Below are 8,633 nucleotides of genomic sequence, written 5' to 3'. Positions count from 1 at the left end.
TTGCCGGAGAGCTGATAGGAGCACAGGGTAAACCTGTTGACATAGGCGGCTATTATCACCCTGATCCGGAGAAGACATCCAGGGCGATGCGTCCAAGCGCAACCTTCAACGCTGCCCTGGCGGCTATTGGTTAAATCAGATAATTTCAGGAGTTCCAATTTAGTTTTACCGTAAGAGAAGATATCGGCAGACATAACAGGGGGGGGTGATGAGACAGACCCCCTGCTGTAATTTAGGCCAACATCATATTCCCTGTCAGGATGGATGTTGGCCTTTTTATTTGGGTGATAGCGGTTTTAGGGGTTCTGAAATAATTTAAGGGTTTATGACTGAAAGGGAATTATTGAATGAGGGAGAATCTTTTGAATAATATGGTTAACGTTAAGAGTGAGATGGATATACCTGAGCCATACTGTAATACCCCTATCGCAAGGATCCTGTTATCTCATAATAGATGTCTCGATCCGGAACAATATGACAGGGCTGAAGTTCTTGTACTTATGTGTATGGATAACCGTCAGGCCCTGAGGCTACCTAAGAAATTCGCATTTATTGTACGAAACGGCGGTGCGACGCGAAATGGGGTTTCCTTTTCTCTATCCTTTACAGTAGCGGTAGGCGGTATACGGCATATAGCGGTGATCGGCCATAGTGATTGCATGATGGTTGATCTTGAGTCAAGGAGGATGGATTTTGTGAGAGGGCTGTCTGAATGTGGCGGATGGGATAAGTCTGTTGCAGAAAGTTATTTCCACGATTCATGCCTGTTATACAATAAGAAAGATGCGGTAAGTTCAGTGCTTTCCGAGGTTGATATTATCCGCACCCAATTTCCCGGTATTGTTGTTGCACCGCTATATTACTCTTTAGAGGATGACCTTCTGTATCTGATCAATTGAGACGATGAAGTAAGATAACTATTGGCTTTTTAATCTATTTAGATTATAAATGAGGTGATGGTATCAAGACTTGGGAGCGAAAGGTGAAATCAAAAGGGCAGATAGAGGCTGAGGTCAGCAATGCCATGACCAAGTTTGAGCTTGAATACATGGGACGCGGGCCGAAAGAGACTAAGACATTCATAATAGACGACATGGTCATCGTGAGGCTTAAAGGCGTTCTTACCGACGCGGAGCGGCATCTCACCAAGACTCAGGAGGGGAGAGACCTGGTCAAGAAGGTAAGGGCGACCATGTTGGAGAGTGCGAGAGATCTTCTCTCGAGAGTCATTCGGGATATCGTCGGGGTAGACGTGACGAGCCTTCATACGGATATTAGTACTAACACCGGAGAGAGGATCATCATATTTACATTGGCGGATGTATTGGACAAGGATTTTCAGAAAAAAGACAAGAAATCAGGGATTAAACATGTCTGAATAAACGAGGCATCCGATAAGCCAATTGCCTGGAAATTCTCAAAAATAATTGTAGTACCCAAGCGTCCGTATAAATTGACAATATATTCAGTGAGATGTTAGAATCCTGATGTTTAATGGAGGTTAAATAAATGCCATTGTATGAGTATAAGTGTGAAGAATGCGGGACGTTGTTTGAGAGACTTGTTTCGTTTTCTGAAAGTCAGGTCGTTTGCGTCCAATGCGAGAGTAAGCGTGTAAAGAAACAGTTTTCTGTATTTGCTGCCTCGGCTTCACATGGAAGAACCGGGGATATGCCGCCTTCCCCATGCGGTTCATGTGAATCACCGGGCCGGGGGCAGTGTGGAATTAATTAATAATAAGGTCCCCCGCTATCTTATGTCAGAGAACAATCTATACATATATCAGTAAAACTGAACAGGGAGCATTCCGGGTAACCCTGTCTGTTATACCTCCTATAAAGAAATCTTCAATCCTGGAGTGACGCTCATGAGCCATAACTATTAAATCTGCTCTTCTCTTTTTTGCCTCGACGATTATTTCATGAGCGGCATCACCCTCAGACAGTACGGTCTCGACATTAATTACTCCTGCCTCCCGAACCCTGGCCTCAGCATCCCTTAATAGCCTCCTTCCCTCATCCAGCCACTCCTCGTGGATTGCAGCCCATTCACGGGAGTCTGTGGTCAACTGTTGGGATCTGTACCAGTCTTCCCCCACATGTAGCAGTATTAGTCTTGCACCCGAGAGTTTGCTTAGATATGCTGCAGTATCTACCCCCATGTCAGATAATTCAGGTACGTCTATGGGGCAAAGTATAATGCGATATTCCATGCAATCCCTCCCAAGATTGGCAAATCGCATGATTATAACATATCCCTTAATGTAATTTAAGAAGAGAAGATGCAGTGTCCTGCTGGATAAAAAAACCCTCATCCTGCGGATGAGCAGAATAAGGGTAATTATGTTGGCCTGTTAAAAGACCTCAAATCATTAATGAAATGATCTAATCTGTTCCGGGGTAAATTTGCCTACCTTGACTACACGTGCCTTACTACGAATAAATCGAGGTACCAGATTCTTGGCCTCAATTTCATCGTTAGCATCAATTATGGCATAACCCGTGTGGTCACCTGCACTACAACCCCAGTCGAATTTGCTAAGAACGGATGGTCCTTCTGATAAAATCTCGTCCAGAGCCTTCAGACACTCATCCTTAGAGTGAGGAGACTCAATAATATATCTCTCCATCCCACTCACCTCCTCCCGTAACCCATTGCATTGGGTTTATTCTTCATTTTTTTTGAATCTATGTTGAGAGTGATAACCATTCTCATTTATTAGAATAGCACTATAAAGTGGTAGTGTAAATCACCTGAATAGTGTATTTTAATTAGGCAAAACATTCATAAGGAGGCGCCTGTGGAGAGTGGCGATATCGAACTCATTATATTTGATCTTGACGGGACATTGATTGATTCGAGTGAAGATATAGCCTGGGCTGCTAATATGACATTGGCAGAATTGGGATATAAGAAGATTGACCCGGAGAAGGTTAAAGAGGGGATAGGGTGGGGAGTAAAGACGCTTCTTGAGAAAATGATGCCTGGAGAGACTGCAGAACGTATTGATTATGCAAGGGATAGATTTTTAGAGTTCTACTGGGATCATAGTGTGGTGAGTACATACCTCTATCCCGGAGTGGAGGAGACACTTCAATTCTTTAAACAGAAAAATACAAAGTTGGCTGTCGTAACGAACAAACCTGTCAGGTTTTCAGAGAAGATACTCGCAGACCTTGAGATTGTAAGATATTTTATGCTAATACTTGGCGGAGACTCCGTAGTAAACAGGAAGCCCCATCCTGAGCCGGTTGAGAAGGCCCTGACATCCCTGGGTGTCACGAGAGACAGGTGCGTAATCGTGGGAGATAGTCCCGTTGATTGCGAGGCAGGAAAGCGGGCCGGTATTGCAACAATTGGCGTTGAATATGGGTTTCGAAGCAGAAAAGAGCTTGAGGATGCCGGTTGTGATCAAATCATCAATGAAATATCAGCCCTGAAAAAAATCCTTTAAAATAAATTGCATCATTCTCGCTTAAATGATTATAATCATCCGATATGTTCGCTTGAATATTCTCGAGTCTCAGGTAATGCCTTGCCCCCCTTTCCAACCCAGCTGGTCGTCCATTTTTTCTGAACGACCAGAAGTATAACTAACGCTACTACGGCAGTTATACCGTAGATGACAAATCCCAACGAGTAATTACCTATATACTGCATAGACCATCCCATAATTAGTGGAATGAATGCACCTCCAAGAGATCCGAATTCTCCTACTATACCTGACGTAATTGCCTTGGCTTGTGGAAAACGAAGAGGCAGAAGCTGGAATACAGAGCCATTGCCTGCACCCATACCCGCAGCCATTAAAAACAGTGCAATAAGCAGGACATATAGTGACGGCAGCGAGCTGGCCGCAAGGGCGCCTATGAGAATAATGATATATATGCCGCTAAGGGCACGGATGCCGCCAAACCTGTCAGCAAACCAGCCCCCTACTACACGGACTGCACTTGCCGAGAATCCAATAAGTATCATGAATTGCCCTGCAGCAACCTTGCTAATCCCGTACTCATCTGCAACAAACGTTGGTACGAAGCTGGCAAATCCCACGAACCCTCCGAATGTTACCCAGTACAATAAATTAAAGACCCATATGTCTTTTTCTGCCAGCACCTTAAGATAGTGTGTAGCCTTTTTCCTTTCCATTTTATCAGGTGGTTCCTTGGCAATTAGCCACATGAGGATTAATACGACAACAATCGGGATAGCAAAAAAACCGTAAACAATGTTCCAGCCATACATTTGGGCAAGTGGAGGCGCAAACAGTCCCGCGAAAATTGTGCCGCTGTTGCCTGCTCCGGCTATACCCATTGCAAGTCCCTGATATTTAGGAGGGAACCAACCGGCTCCGAGTGGGAGGGCTACTGCAAAACTTGCACCGGCAATTCCAAGAAGACCACCCATGATCAACACTTCGGTATAGGTGCTGACAAGAGAAAATCCGTAGAACATTGCCCCGATGGTAATTGCAAGTCCAATCAGTGCGGCAGGTTTGCGGCCTACAATCTCAGCTACCAGTCCGAGAGGTATCCTTAGCAGGGAGCCTGCCAGGACAGGTATTGACAGCATTAAACCTTTTTCTGATGGTGTTAATCCGAGCTGCTGACTAATAAATGGCGCCATTGCAGCGTTTACCATCCAGCACATGAAACTCATATCGAAGTACAGAAACGCCATGATAAGCGTCGGGGGATGGCCTGATTTCCAGAACCCTTTTGCCATGATGCACCTCCGTTATTCCACCCAGTTGCAACTTATTCGTGATGAGACATTAATGGCTGAAACTATGATAGCCAATATGGGTAAATTAGCAAAATTAATTGTAAGTTGTAAATCGCCCGGAAGGATGGAATAATTTCTTCAGAGGTGTTAATAATAGCTCTAAAGTGCCATTAAAACTCACTCATTAGTGTTAGTTTTGATGGCCTTCTCACGCAAGTAATAGACTGCTGCCTCAGTCCGTCCTTTTACATCCATCTTTTTATAAATAGTTTGGAGGTGTGATTTGACAGTTTCAAGAGCCACGAACATCGAGTCTGCAATTTCCTTGTTACTCCTCCCGTCAGCCAGCAATTTTACTATCTGAACCTCTCTGTCTGTAAGTTCTGAAATCCTGGAGGCATTATTTGACGTGTTATATTTGTTGTCATCATTAGCCCTGCCAATCCGGGCGATTATCTTTGGTGTCCTGTTCGCAAGAAACGGTGATATTATTTCTTCCTTCAGGTATGTGCTCCGGATTATACGGATAAATTCCCTGTGGTCGGCATCCTTGAGTATATAGCCGATTGCCCCGTTACGGATAGCGGATATTATCCGCTCGTCGTCATCATGCACTGAAAGCATCAGGATCTTTATCTTTGGCTTTTGCTCCAGGATCAGGCGCGTAGCATCTATGCCATCCAGCTTTGGCATGTCAACGTCCATAAGGATTATGTCAGGATTAAACTCGAGCGCCAGAGTACATGCATCCTGCCCGTTGGCCGCTTCACTCACGACCTTGATTTCCTTCTCCTGCTCAATAAGATATTTAAGGCTTTGACGAAAAAGGCGCTGGTCATCAGCGATAAGGATTCTTATATTCATTTTAGTTCCTCCGGACAAGAGGCATCTCTATATTGAACACTGCGCCTCCGGTCATCTTGTTTTCTGCCCATATTCTTCCGCCATGTGCATTTACCACTACTTTACAAAAATAAAGCCCCAATCCTGTTCCCGACTTAATATTTTCGCTATCTTTTTTATAAAACAGATCGAAAACTCTTGACAGATCTGAGGATGAAATTCCAGGGCCCTCATCTTCCATCCTGAAGAACAGTCTGTAATCATCTGAAGATCCTTTATTTGAATCAACCCGGAAAGTCATTTTAATCGCTCCTGAAGACGGGGAGTGTCTTATTGCATTGCTCAGCAGGTTTATAAAAACCCGCTGGAGACGTCTCTTGTCACCTTCAAGAAATATATCACCGTCTCCATTATCACCGTTAATCTCTATGACATTATTTCTTTCCATTGCCTCTATCCTCAGGATCCTTACAACTTCTGCCAGTGCCTCAGATAAGGAGAATGATGAATATATCAGGGGAAGTTCGCTGTAGCTGACCTGATGAACGTCAAGTACATCATTGACAAGACAGAGGGTAAGCTCGCATGTTGATATAAGGTCAGTGTAAATCTCATGATCCGGGCGCTTACTATCTGTACCGGCTGAATCCCTGAGCATCTCCAGGGTTTTCTTTACTGCGATGATGGGGTTTCTTAAATCGTGGGCAAAAGTTGATGAAAAACGGCTTAGCGCTGAAATCCTCTCTGTATACAGGAGTTGATGCTCAAGGCGTTTCCGGTCGGTTATATCTGTAAAGACCTCCACTGTGGATAATGTGCCATCAATGTTCTTTATTCTCGAGTGGGTAATTATATATGAGCGTCCTTTATTTGTATCAGCCTCAAATGTATGGGGTCTGAAGTCCACTTCCTTTTTTACAGTACAGTCATTACAGAAGGCATCCCGAAATCCAAAAACGTCTCTGCATGACTTCCCGATTGAAGCCATCCCCAATTCTTTAACAAATTTCGAATTCATATGGCTGATCTTACAGTCCTGATCAAGTATGAGTAATCCGTCGCCAAGATTGTCCATTACTGTGTTTAACTTGTCCTTCTCCAGGCGGATCTCTTCAAATTTGCGTCCAAGGTTTTTCGCCATTTGTGTGAAATTATCAGCGAGTTGTTCAATCTCATCCCCTGTATGTATATTTAAGTCATGATTGAGTTGTCCCTGTCCCATCAACTCAACTCCCTCACTCAGGACTTTGATAGGTTTTGCGATCCATTTCCCGGTAATATAAACCAGGAATGCGAGAATGACAATTGCAGCAGGGCTTAATAGTAATGCCTTCCACAGGAGATTATATAACGTGGGATATGCCTCCTGATAGAATTGGCTAACCAGTACATACAGCCTCTTTCCTCTTAAAGAATAATTTGCAGTATCAATGGTTGTTTTAACCGGAGAGTAACCAATTATACTATTTGTTCTGCTATGTTCCTCATTATACGCCCGCTTCCAGCCAGGTTCCGATGAGGAGACCTGGGATAAAAGATAATTACTGATCTTATGGGTTGGCGAAGATGATAATGAACAAGCTATCAGAGTTCCGTCAGATTCAACAAGGTCCGTATGACCGGTCTTCCATATCTTCAGGTCGTAGATTATTCCAAAGACCTCTCTCAGGTCAAATAGTACATTGAGAGATCCTTCAATTTCACCTGTAAGGCTATCGGTAATGGGAACAGACATTGAGATTGATGAGGTCTGTTTAACCTCATCAAAATCTATTTCACTGAGGAAGTATCTCTCAACAAATGTCCTGGTTGATTGTTTCTGTGAATATGTCCCGCCTTTGGCAGAAGCTATCCTGGTGCCGTTATTATTTCTAACCAGGATTGAGATTACCTCATCACCTCTTTCTCTCTGGTATCGTTCAATGTAATTTTCTATTTCAGGTCCGGATAATGAATTGTAGTTTGTACCCAGCATTATGGCGAGAGACCTGGCATCCTGAGCCCTCTTGTTAATAACCATGTCTATCTTCTTTGAGGTCTCTGTTGCAATTGTCTGAAATACAGGGCCAAATGAATCTTCAATAACCCTCGTCTCAGTCATGAATGTGAAGAAGAGGAAGACCAACCCGGAAAGCAGCCCCACAATCAGGAGGGATATGAATATTTTGAATTGAATCCCGAATCGTTTCCTGGACATCATGAGAAATATCATTTTATCACACCCTTGATTAAACGTCATTATGATATTAAAATCAAAAGGATGATAAGAAAAACATTCTGTTTTCTACCCGGCATCGGGGCGAGGCTTGAAAGACATATCTGGAGGGAAGGGGCATTCACATGGGATGACTTTCTTGGCATGAAACATATCCGTGGTATATCCCTGGAAAGAAAGGCTCTGTATGATACCCATTTGTCTGATGCTATTTCAGCTTTAAACAATTCAGATAGTGTCTATTTTCTGTCAAAGCTTGACTATGCAGAGCATTGGCGTATGTTTAATGAATTTCGAAAGGATTCTGTATGTCTTGATATAGAGACAACGGGGAGTTTCCCAGGTGATAATGCCGTAACTATAGTAGGATTATATGATTCCGGTGGTATGAAGACATTTATTCAAGGCATAAATCTGGATCATAGGATATTAACAGATGTAATGTCACAATATAAGCTTCTTATAACATTTGCCGGACGCAGCTTCGATATTCCGTTCCTTAAGAAGTGTTTTCCAGGATTCAGTATAAATCTTCCACACTTTGATCTGTGTCCGGCGGGACACAAGCTGGGCCTGAAAGGAGGACTCAAGAAGGTTGAGACATATCTTGGAATCGGCAGAGATGAAGACGTAACAGGAATGAGCGGATATGATGCCGTTATTCTGTGGAACCGCTACATGCATGGCGACAACAAGGCACTTGATTTGCTGGTCAGATATAATGAGGCTGATACTAAAAACCTTTTAACTCTTGCAGATATCTTTTTTGAAAAGTTGTGCAATAAATATGATAGACTGCTGCCGGGAATGTACAAGAGAGTGAATACTGTGAGGAGTGATTGAGAGGCTC

Annotated in this window: 11 protein-coding genes; 6 read left to right on the top strand and 5 right to left on the bottom strand. The window is 43.4% G+C overall.

All coding sequences use genetic code 11. The annotated features are described in order from the left end of the window. The 4 genes from IT392_04015 to IT392_04000 form a co-directional block, all read left to right on the top strand. A partial coding sequence (locus tag IT392_04015; protein MCC6543653.1) for an NADP-dependent isocitrate dehydrogenase occupies positions 1-134 on the top strand: 134 nt, incomplete at its 5' end. Positions 135-371: 237 nt separating this feature from the next. Further along, positions 372-899, top strand: a complete 528-nt coding sequence (locus IT392_04010) for a carbonic anhydrase (protein ID MCC6543652.1) — start codon at positions 372-374, stop codon at positions 897-899. Between the two features lie 125 nt (positions 900-1,024). Then, a complete protein-coding gene (locus tag IT392_04005; GenBank protein MCC6543651.1) occupies positions 1,025-1,378 on the top strand; it encodes a DUF2294 domain-containing protein in 354 nt (117 codons plus the stop codon). Positions 1,379-1,509: 131 nt separating this feature from the next. Then, the gene (locus IT392_04000; GenBank protein MCC6543650.1) at positions 1,510-1,734 is read left to right on the top strand and encodes a zinc ribbon domain-containing protein; all 225 of its coding nucleotides are present in this window, start codon (positions 1,510-1,512) and stop codon (positions 1,732-1,734) included. 37 nt (positions 1,735-1,771) lie between these two features. Here IT392_04000 and IT392_03995 read toward each other — a convergent pair whose 3' ends face one another. Together IT392_03995 and IT392_03990 are read right to left on the bottom strand one after the other, a co-directional pair. Then, the gene (locus IT392_03995) at positions 1,772-2,212 is read right to left on the bottom strand and encodes a universal stress protein (protein ID MCC6543649.1); all 441 of its coding nucleotides are present in this window, start codon (positions 2,210-2,212) and stop codon (positions 1,772-1,774) included. Between the two features lie 159 nt (positions 2,213-2,371). Then, positions 2,372-2,629: a hypothetical protein gene (locus IT392_03990; GenBank protein MCC6543648.1), complete on the bottom strand. Its 258-nt coding sequence runs from the start codon at positions 2,627-2,629 to the stop codon at positions 2,372-2,374. A 171-nt stretch (positions 2,630-2,800) separates the two neighbouring features. Between IT392_03990 and IT392_03985 the strand changes: the two genes are divergently transcribed. Beyond that, the gene (locus IT392_03985) at positions 2,801-3,454 is read left to right on the top strand and encodes an HAD-IA family hydrolase (GenBank protein ID MCC6543647.1); all 654 of its coding nucleotides are present in this window, start codon (positions 2,801-2,803) and stop codon (positions 3,452-3,454) included. Between the two features lie 35 nt (positions 3,455-3,489). Here IT392_03985 and IT392_03980 read toward each other — a convergent pair whose 3' ends face one another. From IT392_03980 to IT392_03970, 3 genes are all read right to left on the bottom strand, one after another. Continuing rightward, a complete protein-coding gene (locus IT392_03980; GenBank protein MCC6543646.1) occupies positions 3,490-4,725 on the bottom strand; it encodes a NarK/NasA family nitrate transporter in 1,236 nt (411 codons plus the stop codon). 177 nt (positions 4,726-4,902) lie between these two features. Beyond that, a complete protein-coding gene (locus tag IT392_03975) occupies positions 4,903-5,589 on the bottom strand; it encodes a response regulator transcription factor (protein MCC6543645.1) in 687 nt (228 codons plus the stop codon). A 1-nt stretch (position 5,590) separates the two neighbouring features. Further along, positions 5,591-7,780 carry a HAMP domain-containing protein gene (locus IT392_03970; protein MCC6543644.1) on the bottom strand — a complete coding sequence of 730 codons (2,190 nt, stop codon included), beginning with the start codon at positions 7,778-7,780 and terminating at the stop codon, positions 5,591-5,593. A gap of 48 nt (positions 7,781-7,828) precedes the next feature. Here IT392_03970 and IT392_03965 point away from each other — a divergent pair, with 48 nt between their 5' ends. Continuing rightward, complete coding sequence (locus IT392_03965; protein ID MCC6543643.1) at positions 7,829-8,626, top strand: ribonuclease H-like domain-containing protein; 798 nt, start codon at positions 7,829-7,831, stop codon at positions 8,624-8,626. Positions 8,627-8,633 lie beyond the last annotated feature (7 nt).

This window comes from Nitrospirota bacterium (assembly GCA_020846775.1).
Lineage (GTDB): Bacteria > Nitrospirota > 9FT-COMBO-42-15 > HDB-SIOI813 > HDB-SIOI813 > RBG-16-43-11.
Note: the sequence above shows the minus strand (reverse complement) of the source record. Positions and strands in the feature narration are given on the sequence as shown.